This is a genomic window from Variovorax sp. GW823-FHT04F07 (genome assembly GCF_058795995.1).
The window spans coordinates 593,372-609,163 of the sequence record NZ_JBXAIG010000002.1 but is presented as its reverse complement, the minus strand read 5'-3'; the positions used below and the strand labels follow the sequence as shown (position 1 = coordinate 609,163).

The 15,792-nt window shown below is 68.2% G+C and carries 15 protein-coding genes and 2 tRNA genes; 8 read left to right on the top strand and 9 right to left on the bottom strand.

Annotated features, from left to right (window positions below; all coding sequences use genetic code 11):
* The first annotated feature begins 1 nt into the window (after position 1).
* The 3 genes from AC1RAA_RS12000 (at position 2) to AC1RAA_RS11990 (ending at position 1,294) form a co-directional block, all read left to right on the top strand.
* Complete coding sequence (locus AC1RAA_RS12000; RefSeq protein ID WP_369644242.1) at positions 2-472, top strand: DUF4124 domain-containing protein; 471 nt, start codon at positions 2-4, stop codon at positions 470-472.
* 37 nt (positions 473-509) lie between these two features.
* Entirely contained in the window at positions 510-974 is a 465-nt protein-coding gene (locus AC1RAA_RS11995; protein WP_492729163.1) for a ribonuclease HI family protein, read from the top strand.
* Positions 975-1,039: 65 nt separating this feature from the next.
* Entirely contained in the window at positions 1,040-1,294 is a 255-nt protein-coding gene (locus AC1RAA_RS11990) for a DUF3297 family protein (protein ID WP_062468964.1), read from the top strand.
* A 39-nt stretch (positions 1,295-1,333) separates the two neighbouring features.
* Here the strand turns inward: AC1RAA_RS11990 and AC1RAA_RS11985 are convergent, their stop codons facing one another.
* Positions 1,334-2,386: a DUF2272 domain-containing protein gene (locus AC1RAA_RS11985; RefSeq protein WP_492729164.1), complete on the bottom strand. Its 1,053-nt coding sequence runs from the start codon at positions 2,384-2,386 to the stop codon at positions 1,334-1,336.
* Positions 2,387-2,476: 90 nt separating this feature from the next.
* On the opposite strand from AC1RAA_RS11985, the gene AC1RAA_RS11980 reads away from it, so the two are divergent.
* Entirely contained in the window at positions 2,477-3,478 is a 1,002-nt protein-coding gene (locus tag AC1RAA_RS11980; RefSeq protein WP_492729166.1) for an alpha/beta hydrolase, read from the top strand.
* 5 nt (positions 3,479-3,483) lie between these two features.
* Here AC1RAA_RS11980 and AC1RAA_RS11975 read toward each other — a convergent pair whose 3' ends face one another.
* Entirely contained in the window at positions 3,484-3,768 is a 285-nt protein-coding gene (locus tag AC1RAA_RS11975) for a hypothetical protein (protein WP_062468955.1), read from the bottom strand.
* Between the two features lie 124 nt (positions 3,769-3,892).
* A tRNA-Lys gene (locus AC1RAA_RS11970) sits at positions 3,893-3,968 on the bottom strand.
* Positions 3,969-4,118: 150 nt separating this feature from the next.
* Here AC1RAA_RS11970 and AC1RAA_RS11965 point away from each other — a divergent pair.
* Positions 4,119-4,826: an SDR family NAD(P)-dependent oxidoreductase gene (locus AC1RAA_RS11965; RefSeq protein WP_489061801.1), complete on the top strand. Its 708-nt coding sequence runs from the start codon at positions 4,119-4,121 to the stop codon at positions 4,824-4,826.
* 75 nt (positions 4,827-4,901) lie between these two features.
* Here AC1RAA_RS11965 and AC1RAA_RS11960 read toward each other — a convergent pair.
* A tRNA-Ala gene (locus AC1RAA_RS11960) sits at positions 4,902-4,977 on the bottom strand.
* A gap of 88 nt (positions 4,978-5,065) precedes the next feature.
* Here AC1RAA_RS11960 and AC1RAA_RS11955 point away from each other — a divergent pair.
* Positions 5,066-5,932, top strand: coding sequence for an alpha/beta hydrolase (locus tag AC1RAA_RS11955; RefSeq protein ID WP_492729168.1), 867 nt, complete (start codon positions 5,066-5,068; stop codon positions 5,930-5,932).
* 37 nt (positions 5,933-5,969) lie between these two features.
* Here AC1RAA_RS11955 and AC1RAA_RS11950 read toward each other — a convergent pair whose 3' ends face one another.
* Positions 5,970-6,947, bottom strand: a complete 978-nt coding sequence (locus tag AC1RAA_RS11950) for a GMP reductase (protein ID WP_095744259.1) — start codon at positions 6,945-6,947, stop codon at positions 5,970-5,972.
* A 220-nt stretch (positions 6,948-7,167) separates the two neighbouring features.
* Positions 7,168-7,821, bottom strand: a complete 654-nt coding sequence (locus AC1RAA_RS11945; RefSeq protein WP_492729170.1) for an OmpW/AlkL family protein — start codon at positions 7,819-7,821, stop codon at positions 7,168-7,170.
* Between the two features lie 199 nt (positions 7,822-8,020).
* Between AC1RAA_RS11945 and AC1RAA_RS11940 the strand changes: the two genes are divergently transcribed.
* Entirely contained in the window at positions 8,021-10,471 is a 2,451-nt protein-coding gene (locus AC1RAA_RS11940; protein ID WP_492729172.1) for a UvrD-helicase domain-containing protein, read from the top strand.
* Between the two features lie 49 nt (positions 10,472-10,520).
* Here AC1RAA_RS11940 and AC1RAA_RS11935 read toward each other — a convergent pair whose 3' ends face one another.
* From AC1RAA_RS11935 to AC1RAA_RS11925, 3 genes are all read right to left on the bottom strand, one after another.
* The gene (locus AC1RAA_RS11935) at positions 10,521-11,351 is read right to left on the bottom strand and encodes a BPSS1780 family membrane protein (protein WP_095744262.1); all 831 of its coding nucleotides are present in this window, start codon (positions 11,349-11,351) and stop codon (positions 10,521-10,523) included.
* 8 nt (positions 11,352-11,359) lie between these two features.
* Entirely contained in the window at positions 11,360-12,409 is a 1,050-nt protein-coding gene (locus tag AC1RAA_RS11930; RefSeq protein WP_062468941.1) for a homoserine kinase, read from the bottom strand.
* A 73-nt stretch (positions 12,410-12,482) separates the two neighbouring features.
* A complete protein-coding gene (locus AC1RAA_RS11925; protein ID WP_062468938.1) occupies positions 12,483-12,857 on the bottom strand; it encodes a hypothetical protein in 375 nt (124 codons plus the stop codon).
* 97 nt (positions 12,858-12,954) lie between these two features.
* Between AC1RAA_RS11925 and polA the strand changes: the two genes are divergently transcribed.
* Positions 12,955-15,771 carry a DNA polymerase I gene (gene polA / locus AC1RAA_RS11920; RefSeq protein WP_492729174.1) on the top strand — a complete coding sequence of 939 codons (2,817 nt, stop codon included), beginning with the start codon at positions 12,955-12,957 and terminating at the stop codon, positions 15,769-15,771.
* The last annotated feature ends 21 nt before the right edge of the window (positions 15,772-15,792 follow it).

Sequence of the window (15,792 nt, the reverse complement as noted above, 5' to 3'; positions counted from 1 at the left end):
CATGCGCTCGCCCACCATTCTTTTCGTTTCGCTGCTCTGGCTTGTCGTGGCCGCGCCGGCCGCGCAGGCGGAGGTGGTGCGTTGCACCGACGCCGACGGCCGCATCGTCTACACCGACGGCGCCTGCCCGCCGGGCACCAGGCAGTCGCGGCAGTTGCGGATCGACGAGCCGCCGCCTGCGCCGCCGCGTGCCTCCAGCGAGGAAGCCGAGCCGCGCCGGCCGGACTACGCGGCACCGTCCGCCCCACCGCCGCAGCCCGCACCTTCGGGGCCGGCCATCATTCCGCGCTACCCGGTGGGCGAGGCGCCCGCGGCCGACCCGGGGCCGACCTACATCTGGGGCGGCGATCCGTACTACGGCCCGCCGCGACCGGGGTATCACCCCCGGCCGCCGCGTCCGCCGCGCGACCCGGGGCCGCCGCCCGGCCAGCGGCCGTGCAATCTCGCGGGCATCAAGCGCAACAACTGCTGAGCGCGTTCGTCCTCTTTCCTCTGCTTCCTGCTTCTTCATGACCGTTGCCGCGCCCGAGCGCCTTTCCCCGTGGGTCGTCCACTGCGACGGCAGCGCCATGCCGAACCCCGGGCGCATGGGCGTCGGCGTCGTCATCACGCAGCCCGACGGCACCCGCCACACCTTCTCGCAGGCCACGCACACCACGGGCTGCAACAACGAGGCCGAGCTGCGGGCGCTCACGCTCGCGCTGCGCGAGCTGCAGGCGCGCGGCGCCACGAGCGTGCAGGCCTTCAGCGACAACAGCACGCTGGTCGAACAGCTGAGCGGCGCTGCCGACGTGCGGCCGATCGTGCGGATGGCGCCGCTGTTCGACGAGGCGCGCACGCTGCTGCAGGGCTTCGACGAGGCGCGCGTGCAATGGATTCCGCGCCACCGCAACGCCGAGGCCGACGCGCTCGCGCGGGCCGCGCTGGGCTTCGGGCCGAAGCCGCCGCCCAAGGCCTGGAAGAAGCGGCGCTAGCGGCGCCCGCGAAGGGGCATGCGGCAGGTTCTATCATTCGGGTCGATTCAGACACCCGTTTCCCCATGACCGAAGAAGCCACCTCCAAGCCCACGCTGCCCGACCATCTCTCGACCGATCCGCGCAGCCCGCACCACATTCCCGCCGTGTTCGAGCACCCGATCGGCATCCGCTTCAACGGCAAGGACCGCCTGGACGTCGAGGAATACTGCATCAGCGAAGGCTGGATCAAGGTGCCCGCCGGCCGCACGCTGGACCGCAAGGGCTATCCGCTGCTGATCAAGCTCAAGGGCGCTGTCGAGGTGTACTACCGCGACTGACGGACCGGGGCACGCGCCCCACCGTTCCTGTTTTTTCTTTCAACGCCACTGCAGCAGCAGCGACCACGGCTGCCGGCTCATGTGGCGATCGATGCATGCGCTGCCGCCCGCCGTGCAGCCTTCGGGCAGGTAGCTCGGGTCCAGCAGCCGCGTGCCGGGCGCAAAGGCCAGGCGCCGCAAGGTGACCGACTGCAGCACGTTGCCACCCACGGCATCGAAGCCCGCACCGTCCACGCCCACCACCACATCGCAGTGCATCGGCAACGGTGCGCCGCCCGTCGGACGCCCAGTGAGCCACTCGCCGATCTTGCCGAAGCCGTCGAGCGCGGCACCGCGCAGGCCGCGTGCATGGCAGACCAGGTCGCCCGGGCGCGGCGGTGTGCGCATCAGGTCGCAGGCGCGCAAGGCTTGCGGTGTCGGGCGGCCCGCCGCCTCGTCGATGCCGGCCTGCCACGCGGCGCCGGCGTAGTCGACGTGGGCCTCGGAAAAGACGAACTCGTCGGCGCCGAGCCCGGCCTCGCGCGCCACCCAGCTGATGAACGCGGCGGACCAGGGCGTGTCGATCACCGCGACGCGCTGCAGGGCCACTTCGAGGGCGCGCTGGTCCGACGCGTCCAGCCCCTGGCCGGGGCCGACACCCAGGCCTTGCAGGCGCGCCGCGCTCGCCTGGTTCAGCGCGTCGGTCAATCGCGTGCGGTCGGCCGCGTGCGGGGCACCGAAGCGAACGAGAGAAGGCAACCGCTCGCTCGACGGATCGACCGCGCGCCAGTAGCGCAGCACGCGTTGCCATGCGGGCAGCGCGTCGATCGGATAGCGCGTGTCTTCTGCTTCCGAATAGCCAGACTCGGTGAGCCGGCCTTCGGCGTCCATGGTCTGGCTGCCGAAGGCAACGTGCTCTTGTCGGGCCAGCGCGGCCATTGCGAGGGCGCGTGGCGGCGGCGGAATGTAGGAGGCCGTGGCAAGGCAGCCGGACGCGGCCGATGCGAAGGTGGGCGCCGCCGTGAACACCAGGGCTGCGCACAGCGTGCGCGCTGCGTGGCGCAGCGGTTGTGTGAGCGCGGAGGAGGGCGCGATGACGGGCGGTGGCGACATGTGAGGCGAGCATAGCGGGGCACTGCCCGTGGCAAGCAGAATGCAGGGCGCTCCCTGAAGCGCCGGGCCGTCCGGCGCAGGCGCTCCACCGTGAAGCTCAAGACCATCCTGCTGCGGATCCTCGGCGTCATCGCCGGCCTCGCGATCGTGGGCTATGCCGCGTTCCAGTGGAGTCCGTGGCCTTCGGTGTTGATGATCCGCTATGCCTTCGGCAAGGGCTCGGACGCCGCGTCGCAGTCGCTGCAGAAGTACGTGCCGACTGGCATCTCGGCGGTGCTCGATCAGCACTACGACGAGGCCGACCCGGATGCCTACCTCGACGTGTTCCGTCCGGCCTCGGCGGGCGCGCAGCCCTTGCCCACCATCGTGTGGGTGCACGGCGGCGCCTGGGTCTCGGGCCATCGGCGCGACGTGGCGAACTACGCGCGCGTGCTGGCGGGGCAGGGCTTCACCGTGGTGGCCGTCGGCTATTCGATTGCGCCGGGCCAGGGCTATCCGGTGCCGGTGCGGCAGGTGAACACGGCGCTGGGTTATCTGGTGCGCGAGGCGGCACGGCTGGGCGTGGACCCCGCGCGGCTCGTGCTGGCCGGCGACTCGGCGGGCGCGCACATCGTCGCGCAGGTCGCGAACGCGGTGGCCGTCCCGGGGTACGCGAAGGCCGTGGGCCTCACGCCCGTGATTGCGCGCGAGCAGCTGCGTGGCATGCTGTTGCATTGCGGCGCCTACGACGCGGCACAGGCCCGGCTCGACGGTGCCTTCGGCGGTTTCCTGCGCACCGTGTTCTGGTCGTACAGCGGCAGCAAGGATTTCCAGAACGCGCCGGCCTTCGAGACTGCGTCGGTGCGCCGCTATGTGACCGGGGCCTTTCCGCCGTCGTTCATCACTGCAGGCAATGGCGATCCGCTCGAAGGGCAGTCGCGGTCGATGGCCGAGACGTTGACCGCGAAGGGCGTGCAGGTCGACAGCCTGTTCTTCCCCGCCGATCAAACGCCGGCGTTGCCGCACGAGTACCAGTTCAACCTCGACGATGCGCCGGGGCGGCTGGCGCTGGAGCGCTCGCTGCAGTTCTTGCGGCGCGTCACGGCGCCGTAGCTAGGTCAGCCCTGGGGCTTGCTCGGCAGGTCGCCTTCGCGCAGCTTGCGGCCGACCCACATCAGGCCGGTTTCATAGTCGGCGCTGCCGACCTGCACGCCGCCCACGGTGCGCAGCGCGCCGGTGCCGTCATCGGTGGCCGGGCCTTCGCCCGTGAGGTCGCCGGGGACCAGCAGGCGGCCGTCTTTCAGGAAGTCGGCGATGCGCAACTGGCGCATGCCGCGGCCCCAATGCCAGTGCTGCTTGAGGTCGAAGGATTTCGGCGATGGCGCGGGTTTGGATTTCTTCACGGGATGTCGGGGAGGGGCTTGCGAAGGGTCGCGTCGGCGCGATCAAACGTACAAGTGAACGCACCATGAAAAAAGCCTGCTACCTTGTGGGTAGCAGGCTTTCCAGCGTTGCCGCGATGTTGGTTGGTGGGCCCTGAGTGACTCGAACACTCGACCTACGGATTAAGAGTCCGCTGCTCTACCAACTGAGCTAAGAGCCCTTGCTTTGAAAACCGTTAGTGTTTTCTGGCAAGACCACGAGTATATACCAATCTTTTTGGGACTTCAAAAATTTTCTGCACATTTGTACGAGAGCGTTAGGATGCGCGACCGTCGGGGCCCCGCCCCACCCCCTATCCGAGGAGTTTTCGATGAGCGATGCAAGCAACACGCCCCATGTACTGATCACCGGCGCCGCGGGCGCGCTGGGCCGGGCCGTGGCCCAGCACTTTCTTGACCAGGGCGCGCGGCTCGCGCTGGTCGATCACCACGCCGGTCGCCTGGCCGAAGTCTTCCCGGGCCTGGACAACTCGCAGCACCTGCTGCTCGCTGGCGACGTGACCTCGGCGCCCGACATGGCCGCGCTCACCGGCCAGGTGCTGCAGGCCTTCGGCCGCGTCGACGCGCTGGTGCACATCGCCGGCGGCTTCGAGATGGGCGAGGCGACGCATGCGCTCACGCGTGCGAGCTGGGACCGGATGATGAATCTCAACGCCTGGTCGTTCGTCGCCGTGACGCAGGCCGTTCTGCCCTCGATGATCGAGCGCCGCGCGGGCCGCATCATCGCGGTGACGGCCAAGGTGGCGGCACGTGGCCTGCCGGCCATGGCGGCGTACATCGCGTCGAAGAGCGCGTTGCAGCGGCTGGTGGAATCGATGGCGGCCGAAGCCGCGCCGCACGGCGTGAACATCAACAGCGTGGCGCCCAGCGTGCTCGACACGCCGGCCAACCGCCAGGCGATGCCCGACGCAAACCCGGCCGAGTGGGTGTCGACCTCGGTCGCGGCGCAGACCATCGGCTTCCTGGCATCGCCAGGCGCCGCGGCGCTGCACGGCCAGCACCTGACGCTCGACGCCTGACATTTCCCGGCCGCAGTGCACAGCTGCAAATGAAAAAGGCCTTGGCGATTGCCAAGGCCTTTTTGCTGGGTCGGTTGGTGGAGAGGAGGAGGATCGAACTCCCGACCTCCGCATTGCGAACGCGGCGCTCTCCCAGCTGAGCTACCCCCCCAACACAGCCCACATTTTATCCAGCCGCGCATTTCCATGCACGCGGCCGTGCCAAGATGCGCCCCGGAAAAACAAGGAGCAAGCACCGCATGGAAGCGCACGACCCCGCCTGGCTGGAAGGCATGTACAACAACCTGGCGCGGGTGAAGGACCACCCCGCGTACTTCGCGCGCTGGGGGCGCGATTCCGCCGTGGCGCGCGACACGCTGCCGTGCCGCATCGACGTGCCCTACGGCACCGGCCCGAACGAGACGCTCGACGTCTTCCCGGCGCCCGTGCCCGATGCGCCGGTGCTGGTCTTCATCCACGGCGGCTACTGGCGCGCCATGGACAAGAAGGACCACTCGTTCATCAGCCCCGCCTTCCACGACCGTGGCATCTGCGTGGTGCAACCCAACTACGCGCTGTGCCCGGGCCCGGTCGACCAGCCGGTGACGGTGCCCAGCATCCTGCTGCAGATGGTGCGGGCGCTCGAATGGACCTGGCGCCACGTCGCGGCGCATGGCGGCGACCCGTCGCGCATTACCGTCGCGGGGCATTCGGCAGGCGGCCACATGGCGGCGGCGCTGCTGGCCTGCGACTGGAAGGCGGTCGCGCCCGATCTGCCCGCGCAGCTCGTGCGCAATGCGCTGTCGGTTTCGGGGTTGTTCGACCTGCGTCCGCTGCAGCGCACGCCCTTCCTCGAGCACACGCTGAAGCTCACCGATGCCGACGCGCGGCGCGCAAGCCCGGCGCTGTGGCCCGCGCCGGCGCGCGGCCAGCTCTATGCGGCGGTAGGGGGCAACGAGAGCGCTGAATTCCTGCGCCACAACGCGATGATCCGCGAGGCCTGGGGCCGCCACACCGTGCCGGTGTGCGAGGTGCTGCCGGGGCTGGACCACTTCGGCGTGGTCGATGCGCTGGCCGATCCGGCGCATGCGCTGCACCGCTACGCAGTGCAGCTGCTCGAGGCCTGAAAGAAAAAGACGGGCGGGCAGAGGCCGCCCGTCGCGCTCACATCAGCAGGTGTTCGCCGGCGTTGTCGCCGCCCAGCGTGACGTAGTTGACCTTGCGGATGTCCATCAGCGTGCGGCCGCCCGCGTAGCTGATCGAGCTTTGCACGTCCTGCTCCATCTCGACCAGCGTGTCGGCCAGCTTGCCCTTGATGGGCTCGAGGATGCGCTTGCCTTCGACGTGCTTGTACTCGCCCTTGTTGAAGTCGCTGGCCGAGCCGTAGTACTCCTTGAAGAGCGTGCCGTCGACGTCGACCGTCTTGCCCGGCGACTCTTCGTGGCCCGCGAACAGCGAGCCGATCATGACCATCGACGCGCCGAAGCGGATGCTCTTGGCGATGTCGCCGTGGTCGCGGATGCCGCCGTCGGCAATGATCGGCTTGGTCGCCACGCGCGCGCACCACTTGAGCGCCGACAGCTGCCAGCCGCCCGTGCCGAAGCCGGTCTTGAGCTTGGTGATGCAGACCTTGCCCGGGCCGATGCCGACCTTGGTCGCGTCGGCGCCCCAGTTCTCCAGGTCGATCACCGCTTCGGGCGTGCCGACGTTGCCGGCAATCACGAACGACTTGGGCAGCTTGGCCTTGAGGTAGCCGATCATGTTCTTCACGCTGTCGGCATGGCCGTGCGCGATGTCGATCGTGATGTATTCGGGCACGAGGCCTTGGGCCACCATCTGGTCGACGGTGTCGTAGTCGGGCTTCTTCACGCCCAGCGAGATCGAGGCGAACACGCCCTTGCCCTGCATGTCCTTCACGAACTGGATGTTGTCCAGGTCGAAACGGTGCATCACGTAGAAGTAGCCGTTCTGCGCGAGCCACAGGCAGATCGACTCGTCGACCACCGTTTTCATGTTGGCAGGCACCACCGGCAGGCGGAAGGTGCGTTCGCCCAGCGTGACGCTGGCGTCGCATTCCGAGCGGCTTTCCACGCGGCATTTGCGCGGCAGCAGAAGGATGTTGTCGTAATCGAAGATTTGCATGACCAGGCTCCAAAAAGGAATCGTTGAGTGGAACGAATGAGCGCTTGGTCCGGCCGGTTCTCGTGGTCGCGTCATGAAAATGACGGCCAAAAAAAACCGGACGCAAGAAACTTGGGCCCGGTGATTGATTTTACGGCCATGGCGATGATGCGCAAGTTGCCGGGGCGTATTGACCCTATGGGTTGCTGCGTATACCTGACGACCGCAGTGCGCTTCTTTGTCAGAACCGGTAGCCGATGCCCACGCCGAACAGCCACGGGTCGACCTTCACGGTCGAAAGCTGCACGCCATTCATGTTCACGGCGCTGCGGATGCGCAGCTTCTTCACGTCGATGTTGAGGTAGGTGTTCTTCGCCACCTCGATGTCGACACCGGCGCCCAGCGCGAGGCCGAAGCTTTCGTTCTGCAGCTGCAGGCGCCCGACCGTCGGCACCTGCAGGTTGACGCCGCTCAGCCGCGTGTAGTTCAGGCCCGCGCCGATGTAGGGCCGGATCTTCGCTGTGGGCATGAAGTGGTACTGCAGCATGAGCGAGGGCGGCAGGTGCTTGAAGGTGCCGATGTCCACCGGGCCGCCCAGCGCGCTCTGCTGCACGGTGACCGTCTGTTTCTGCGGCACCGTCAGCACCAGTTCGGCGGCGATGTTCGGCGTGAAGAAGTAGGTGACGTCGAGCTCGGGAATGGTCTTGCTGTTGACCGTGATCGCATCGGCGGGAATCGACAGGTCGGCCACCGGCGCCGAATGGTTCGCCGGCTTCAGGTACACGGCGCGGGCGCGCACCAGCCAGTTGCCTTGTGCGTCCTGCGCTGCGGCGGGCAGGACGGCCATGGCGCCGAGCAGGGCGGCGATGCAGGCGGGGGCGAGTTTCTTGGGCATGGGTTCTCCAGTGACGGCCGGCGCGCAGGGCCGGCAACTGAGAGGCAGTCTCCCGCTGGGCACGGCCGTATCACTTGATCTGCCGCAAGAGGGGCAGGCCTGTGCACGCCCGCGGGCCCGGCCTTGATCCAGGTCATGCCCGCAGGGGCAAGCGCGTCCGCCGGGGCCCGGGGCGGGGCAGCTTTCTACAATGGCACCCATGCTCCCTCACGACCTGTTTTCCGGCGCGTCCGCAGCCGATACGGGCGGCCCTGCCTCGCCGTTGCTCAACAACCTCAACGCCGAGCAGCTTGCTGCCGTCACGCTGCCCGCGGGCAATGCCCTCATCCTTGCCGGTGCCGGCTCCGGCAAGACGCGGGTGCTCACCACCCGCATCGCCTGGCTGCTGCAGACGGGGCAGGTGTCCGCCGGCGGCATCCTGGCCGTCACCTTCACCAACAAGGCCGCCAAGGAAATGATGACGCGGCTGACCGCGATGCTGCCGGTGAACGTGCGCGGCATGTGGATCGGCACCTTCCACGGCCTGTGCAACCGCCTGCTGCGCGCGCACTGGAAGCTGGCCAACCTGCCCTCGACCTTCCAGATCCTCGACACACAAGACCAGCTCTCGGCCATCAAGCGCCTGATGAAGCAGTTCAATGTCGACGACGAGCGCTTTCCGGCCAAGCAGACGCAGTGGTTCATCGCCGGCGCCAAGGAAGACGGCCTGCGCCCCGGCGACATCGAGGCCCGCACCGACGACGACCGCAAGAAGGTCGAGCTCTACCAGCTGTACGAAGAACAGTGCCAGCGCGAAGGCGTGGTCGACTTCGGCGAGCTGATGCTGCGCAGCTACGAGCTGCTGCGCGACAACGAGCCGGTGCGCGAGCACTACCAGCGGCGCTTCCGCCACATCCTGGTCGACGAGTTCCAGGACACCAACCGCCTGCAGTACGCATGGCTGAAGATGCTCGCGGGCCACACGGCGGCCGGCGGCCACTTCACACCGGGCGAGCACAACAGCGTGATCGCCGTGGGCGACGACGACCAGAGCATCTACGCCTTCCGCGGCGCGCGCGTGGGCAACATGACCGACTTCGTGCGCGAGTTCGACGTGCGCCGCCAGATCGTCCTGGAGCAGAACTACCGCAGCTACAGCAACATCCTCGACTCGGCCAACGAGCTCATCAGCCACAACAAGAAGCGCCTGGGCAAGAACCTGCGCACCGATCAGGGGCCGGGCGAGCCGGTGCGCGTGTACGAATCGCCCACCGACCTCGCCGAGGCGCAGTGGATGGTCGAGGAAATGCGCCAGCTGGCGCGCGACGGCTTCGACCGCAAGGAAATGGCCGTGCTCTACCGCAGCAATGCGCAGAGCCGGGTGATCGAAACGGCGCTGTTCAATGCCTCGGTGCCGTACCGCGTGTACGGCGGCCTGCGCTTCTTCGAGCGCGCCGAAATCAAGCATGCGCTGGCCTACCTGCGCCTGCTCGAGAACAAGGACGACGACACCAGCTTCCTGCGCGTCGTCAACTTCCCGCCGCGCGGCATCGGCGCACGCACGCTCGAAAGCCTGCAGGACGCGGCGCGCGCCGCCGGGCGTTCGCTGCACGACGCGGTGAGCGCGGTCGGCGGCAAGGCCGGCTCGAACCTCACGGCTTTCGTCGCCAAGATCGACGTGCTGCGCGAGCAGACCCAGGGCGTGAGCCTGCGCGAGATCATCGAGCTGGTGCTCGACCACAGCGGCCTCGTCGAACACTACAAGGCCGACCGCGAAGGCGCCGACCGCATCGAGAACTTGGACGAACTCGTGAACGCGGCCGAAAGCTTTGTCACTCAGGAAGGCTTCGGTCGCGACGCCGTGGCGCTGCCGGTCGACGAACTGCGCCAGTCGCCCGCCAGCCAGGGGCTCGACCCCAACCGGCCGGTGCTCGACGAGCCGTTGGCACCCGATGCCGAAACCGGCGAAACGCTGAGCCCGCTCGCGGCCTTTCTGACGCATGCGGCGCTCGAGTCGGGCGACAACCAGGCGCAGGCCGGCCAGGACGCGGTGCAGCTCATGACCGTGCACGCCGCCAAGGGCCTGGAGTTCGACTGCGTGTTCATCACCGGCATGGAAGAGGGCCTGTTCCCGCACGAGAACTCGATGAGCGATTTCGAGAGCCTCGAGGAAGAGCGCCGCCTGATGTATGTGGCCATCACGCGCGCCCGCAAGCGCCTGTACCTGAGCCATTCGCAGACGCGCATGCTGCACGGCCAGACCCGCTACAACGTCAAGAGCCGCTTCTTCGACGAGCTGCCGGAAGGCGCGCTCAAGTGGCTCACGCCGAAGAACCAGGGCTTTGCGCCCTCGGCCTTCGGCTATGGCGGCGGCTACGGCAGCACGCGCGGCGGTGCCGGTGGCTACGGTGGTGGGGGCGGCGGCAACCGCTACGGTGGTGGCGGCAGCAGCGCCGGCAAGGACACCTTCGCCAGCCCACCCGTGCCACCGCAGAAGACCGCGCCGTCGCACGGCCTGCGCTCAGGCATGCAGGTGTTCCACAACAAGTTCGGCGAGGGCACGGTGACCGCGCTGGAAGGCACCGGCGACGACGCGCGGGCGCAGGTGAAGTTCGCGCGCCACGGCGTGAAGTGGCTGGCGCTGTCGGTGGCGAAGCTCACGCCGGTCTGAGTCCGGCGGCGGTCCCGCTTGCCCGAAAGGGCAGCGGGCGATGCCGACTTCAGTTCGCGTCGAAGCTGTCCCGGAAGGTGAACCAGGTCGAGGCCAGCGACATGGCCGCCAGCACCAGCGCGGTGCCGATCATCAGGATGTTGCCGATCGCCAGGGCTGCGCCGTCGGAGCCCATGGCGCCGACGCCGATCAGCACGGTGGCGAGCAGACCGATGGCGATGCCCGCGAGCATGAACACGCCGAACCACGCCAGGCCGAACAGCGCGTAGGCGCCGAAGTTGCGGAACAGCGCGACGATGCTGAAGAAGACGCTCTTCACCGGCTCCACGCGGTGCCAGTGCACCAGCGCCGGCGCATGCCACATGGCCAGCGACAGCGGCAGATTCAGGCACATCAGCAGCGTGCGCGCCGTGAGGAACTCGCTGCTCTTCATGACTTCGGGCGTCACCACCTCGTCGAACAGGTAGGCGCGCATGAGCTGGCCGCCGTCGACCAGCGCCGTCAGCGTGACGGCCAGCACGAAGTACACGGCCGAGATCACGCCCAGCACCACCAGCGAGCGCCATTCGGTGCGCATGGCGTCGAACACCGCGATGAACATGGCCGAGCCCGTAGGGCGGCCCAGGTCGCCCGCGTTGCCCAGGCCATCGGCGTTGTCGGTTGCTGCCACCGAGGTCGCGACCATCAGGCCGAGCGTCATGAAGGGCAGCAGGATCGGTGCGAGCACGCTGCCGAGCAGCGGCAGCATCGACACCGTCGAGATCATCGCCATCAGCAGGAAGAACAGCGAGATGAAGGCCAGCGGCTGGCGCCAGAAGGTCTTGAGTCCGAGGCGGACCCAGTCGAAGCCGGTGCGCGCCGGCACGAGGTGGAGTTTCATGTGTACGGTCAGGCTGCCAGCGCCGGCTCTAGGACGTGGGCGATGGCGTGCGGGTGGGTGGCGCGCTCGCGCAGCACGCGCTCGAAGTGCGTCGGGTCGTGGGGCTTGAGCATGCTGGCCTCGCGCGGCAGGTGGAAGTCCCACAGGCGCGAGATCCAGAAGCGCAGCGCGGCGGCGCGCAGCATCGCGGGCAGCAGGGCGCGCTCGGAGGCGTTCAGCCTGCGCACGCTTTCATACGCGGCGAGCAGGGCGTCGGCGCGGGCGGCGTCGTGCCGGCCGCTGGCCAGGTCGATGGCCCAGTCGTTCAGGCACACGGCCAGGTCGAACAGCCAGGTGTCGGTGCCGGCGAAGTAGAAGTCGAACACGCCCGTGAGGCGCGGCGGCGCGTCGGGCTCGCCGCCGGTCGCGAACATCACGTTGTCGCGGAACATGTCGGCATGCACCGGGCCGCGCGGCAGTGCCGCGTAGGCCGACGATTCGGCGACATGGTTCTGGTAGGCCAGCTCGGCGCGCAGCAGCGCAGCCTGCGCCTCGTCCATGTGGGGCAGCACCACCGGGGCGGTCTCGTTCCACCAGGGCAGGCCGCGCAGGTTGGGCTGGATGCGCGGGTAGTCGCGCCCGGCCAGGTGCATGCGGGCCAGCATGGCGCCCAGTTCGGCGCAGTGGGCGGCGGTGGGGGCCAGCTCGCTGCGGCCTGACAACTTCTGCACCAGCGCCGCGGGCTTGCCGGCCACGCGGTGCAGCAGCTCGCAGGGCGCCTGCGCGGGGATCGACAGCGCATGGCCGGTCGGCGGCGCCACGGCCGGGTCGGCCACGGGCGCGGGCACCGGCAGGCCGGCGCCGGCCAGGTGCTTCATGAGGCAAAGGTAGTACGGCAGCTGCTCGGCGCTCAGGCGCTCGAACAGCGTCAGCACGAATTCGCCCGACTCGGTGGTGGCGAAGTAGTTGGTGTTCTCGATGCCGCCCTCGATGCCGCGCAGCTCGCGCAGGGCACCCATGCCAAGGCGCTGGACGAGCGCGTCTGCCTCGCCGAACTGGACTTCGGTAAAAACTGCCATGGCGATGCTCAGCGCCGGACGGCGGCTGCGGGAGAAAAGAGGGAGGGCGGGAAGGAGAACGACAGCGTCACGGTCAGAACTTCAGCACGTTCCAGACACGCGGGCCGTTGCCGCCGCTGTTCGCGTCGCCGGTCGTGCCGGGGCGGGCGCTGCCGCCGTCGTTGGGCAGCACTTCGTAACCGGGCATGTTCGACTTGGGCTTGACGTTGATGCTCTGCGTGCGGCCGCCGTAGCGCACCTCGTCGACCGAGGCGCCGCTGTCTTCCGTGTGGATGTGCTCGACCTTCTGGTTGCGCCGGCCGTCGGCCTGCTCCTGATTTTGTAGCGGTTCCGCCGGGGCCGGCTTGGCGGCGGGCGCGGCCGGCGCCTGCGCGAGGGCGGCAACGGGGGTGGCGAAAGCCAGCGCCAGCAGGATGCGGCGGGCGACCAGGAGTGGGGAGCTAGGCATGCACGGATTGTAGGCGTGCACCCGCTGGCGGCGTGTCGGCCGCCAGCCGACCCTGGTGTCGTTCCGGACGCCGGTCCGGGCACGGCAAAATGCCCCGATGACCGACAAGAAAACGCTGCTGCTCGTCGATGGCTCGAGCTACCTGTACCGGGCCTTCCACGCGATGCCCGATCTGCGCGCCGTGCCCGGCGACCCCAAGAGCCCGGCCACCGGGGCGATCCGGGGCATGATCAACATGATGACCGCGCTGCGCCGCGAGGTGCGCGCCGACTACGCGGCCTGCATCTTCGACGCCCCCGGCAAGACCTTCCGCGACGACTGGTACCCCGAGTACAAGGCCAACCGCTCGCCGATGCCCGACGACCTGCGCAGCCAGATCGACCCCATCCACGAAGTGGTCAAGCTGCTGGGCTGGCCGGTGCTCACGGTGCCCGACGTCGAGGCCGACGACGTGATCGGCACGCTCGCCAAGGTGGCAGCCGCGCAGGGCGTCGAGGTGATCGTGTCCAGCGGCGACAAGGACCTGAGCCAGCTGGTCGACGAGCACATCACCATCATCGACACGATGAACGGCAAGAAGCGCGACATCGCCGGCGTGACGGCCGAGTTCGGCGTGCCGCCCAGCCTCATGGTCGACTACCAGACGCTCATCGGCGACACGGTCGACAACGTGCCCGGCGTGCCGAAGGTCGGCCCCAAGACAGCGGCCAAATGGCTGCTCGAATACGGCTCGCTCGATGCGCTGGTCGAACGCGCCGCCGAAGTGAAGGGTGCCGCCGGCGAAAACCTGCGCCAGGCGCTCGACAAGCTGCCGCTGAGCAAACGCCTCGTCACCATCCGCACCGACTGCGACCTGAACGGCTTTGTCGAAGGCCTGCCCTCGCTCGAAGGCCTGCCCGTCGGCGCGCCGCAGACGGCCGAGCTGAAGCCCTTCTACGAGAAGTTCGGTTTCAAGAGCCTCGTCAAGTCGCTCGAAGCGCAGGAAGTACCGCCCGAGCTGATCGAAGAGAACGCGAAAAAGAAGGCCGCCGCCAAGGCCGACCGCGACCAGGGTGGCCTGTTCGACGAGCCTTCGGAGCTGGACGCCCAAGAGGCCGCCGCGCCCGCGAGCAACCTCAAGTACGACACGATCATGGAATGGGCGCAGTTCGACGCCTGGCTCGCCAAGCTCGAGGCCGCCGAACTCACGGCCATCGACACCGAGACCACCTCGCTGGACGAAATGGTCGCGCAGATCGTGGGCATCAGCTTCAGCGTCACGCCGGGCGAAGCGGCCTACATTCCGCTCACGCACAACTACCCCGACGCGCCCGCGCAGCTGCCCATCGACGAGGTGCTCGCCAAACTCAAGCCCTGGCTCGAGAACGCCGACAAGAAAAAGCTCGGCCAGCACATCAAGTACGACCGCCACGTGTTCGCCAACCACGGCATCGAGGTGCAGGGCTACGCGCACGACACCATGCTGCAAAGCTACGTGCTCGAAGTGAACAAGCCGCACGGCCTCTCGTCCCTGGCCGAGCGCCACCTGGGGCGCAGTGGCATCTCGTACGAAGACCTGTGCGGCAAGGGCGCGCACCAGATCTCCTTCAGCCAGGTCGACATCGCCAAGGCCGCCGAATACTCGTGCGAGGACAGCGACCAGACGCTCGACGTGCACCACGCGCTGTGGCCCCTGCTGCAGAAGGAAGAGAAGCTGGCCTACATCTACCAGCTCGAAATGGATTCGAGCGAGGCGCTGTACCGCATCGAGCGCAACGGCGTGCTGATCGACGCGCCCACGCTGGCCGCGCAGAGCCACGACCTGGGCACGCGCATCATGGCGCTGGAGCAGGAGGCCTACGACATCGCGGGCCAGCCCTTCAACCTCGGCTCGCCCAAGCAGATCGGCGAAATCTTCTTCACCAAGCTGGGCCTGCCCGTGGTCAAGAAGACGCCGAGCGGCGCGCCCAGCACCGACGAGGAAGTGCTGGAGAAGCTGGCCGAAGACTACCCGCTGCCCGCCAAGATCCTCGAGCACCGCGGCCTGTCAAAGCTCAAGGGCACCTACACCGACAAGCTCGGCCAGCTGGCCAACCCGCGCACCGGTCGCGTGCACACGCACTATGCGCAGGCCGTGGCCGTCACGGGCCGACTGAGCAGCAACGACCCCAACCTGCAGAACATCCCGATCCGCACGCCCGAAGGCCGGCGCGTGCGCGAGGCCTTCGTGGCACCGGCGGGCAGCGTGATCGCCAGCGCCGACTACTCGCAGATCGAGCTGCGCATCATGGCCCACATCAGCGGCGACGAGTCGCTGCTGCGCGCCTTCACCGACGGCGTCGACGTGCACCGCGCCACGGCCGCCGAGGTGTTCGGCACCACGCCCGACCAGGTGTCCAGCGAGCAGCGCCGCTATGCCAAGGTCATCAACTTCGGGCTCATCTACGGCATGAGCAGCTTCGGCCTGGCGAAGAACCTGGGCATCGAGACCAAGGCCGCGGCCTCGTACATCGATCGCTACTTTGCGCGCTACCCGGGCGTGAAGACCTACATGGACCAGATCGTGGAGTTCGCGCGCGACAAAGGCTATGTCGAGACCGTGTTCGGCCGGCGCCTCTACCTGAGCGAGATCAACGGCGGCAACGGCCCCCGCAAGAAGGCGGCCGAGCGCCAGGCCATCAACGCGCCGATGCAGGGCACGGCGGCCGACCTCATCAAGCTCAGCATGGTCAAGGTACAGAACGTGCTTGACGAAGAGAAGCGCGCCACCAGGATGATCATGCAGGTGCACGACGAACTGGTGTTCGAAGTGCCCGAGGCCGAGGTCGAATGGGTGCGCACCGAAATCCCGCGCCTGATGGCCGGCGTGGCGGCGCTCAAGGTGCCTCTGCTCGCCGAGATCGGCGTCGGTCCCAACTGGGACAAGGCCCACTGATCCCCGCTGATCCACGTTCGC